Here is a 1,032-nt window from a genome sequence, read left to right on the forward strand (position 1 = left end):
CGCCCCCGCCGGGGCGGGCCGGCACCTGCTGCTGCGCACCGCGCTCGCGTGGGAGGCGCGCGAGCGTCCGGCCGAGGCGCCCTCGACGGCGCTGGAGCGCCGCCTGGCGGTGTCCTGCCGGACGCTGGGCCTGCCGGTGGAGCTGGGCGCGGGCCGCTCGCGCAGGGTGCCGGTGGCGGTGCGGCGCCCGGACGGCACCGGCCCGGCGCTGGCGGTGCAGATGGACGGCCCCGCGTGGGCCGCCGCGGACGTCGTCGAGCGCGAGGTGTCGGGCCCGGCGGGCCTGGAGCGGCGCGGGTGGCGCTGCGTGCGCGCGCTGGGCACGGACGTCCTGGCCGACCCGGCGGCGGAGGCCGAGCGGGTCGGCCAGCGCTGGCGCGAGGCGGTGGCCGAGCACGGCGACGACACCGGGCTGGTCCTGGACCTGCGCGGGGCCGGCGGGACCGGCGAGGCCCCGGCGCCGCCCGCGGCCCCGGACCCCGGCGCCGCGGTGCGCCCGGGCGCGCAGGGCGGCGCGGTGGGACCGCAGGGGGACGACGAGGCGCGGTTGCCGCGCGAGGAGGCGTCGTGAGGGGACCGGGCGAGGACGACGAGCGCGAGGTGCCGCTGGAGGACGAGCGCTCCGCTGACGACCGCGACGAGGGGTGGGGCGCCGGCTCGCGGGGCCGCGACGACGAGTGGTACCTCTCGGAGCGCCCGCCGCACTGGGGCTGAGGCCCCGCACGTCGCGCGTCGAGCCCGCCGCCGCCACGGGGAGTGCTCGCCGTCCTGCGGTCCGCGACGGTGACATGACGTGGCGTGCAACCCGCGTGACGGTACGTCGACGTGAGCGAACCGGCACTGCAGCAGGGCTTCCTCCTGGGATGACCGGCGCTCATGATGGGCCCCAGCCGACGGCCGGAGCCCTCCCGGAGCGGTCGCGGCCGCTGGGGACGCGACGGTCGTGAGGGTCGGAGGTGGGGCGTGCGCCGGTACCGCTCCGCGGCTCTCCCCGTCGCCCCCGCCCCCGCCCTCGGCGGCGTGGCGGGCCGG

At 81.1% G+C, this 1,032-nt stretch carries 1 protein-coding gene and 1 pseudogene; both read left to right on the forward strand.

All coding sequences use genetic code 11. The features are described 5' to 3' along the window. Window positions 1–571, forward strand: a pseudogene (locus GTR00_RS21570) (hypothetical protein); the annotation flags it as partial. Continuing rightward, window positions 568–714 (forward strand): hypothetical protein, encoded by a 147-nt coding sequence (locus GTR00_RS21575; protein WP_166613543.1) that lies wholly within the window; start codon window positions 568–570, stop codon window positions 712–714. The pseudogene GTR00_RS21570 and the gene GTR00_RS21575, both read left to right, overlap by 4 nt. Window positions 715–1,032: the final 318 nt, after the last annotated feature.

The organism is Kineococcus indalonis, from assembly GCF_009906395.1.
GTDB classification, from domain to species: domain Bacteria; phylum Actinomycetota; class Actinomycetes; order Actinomycetales; family Kineococcaceae; genus Kineococcus; species Kineococcus indalonis.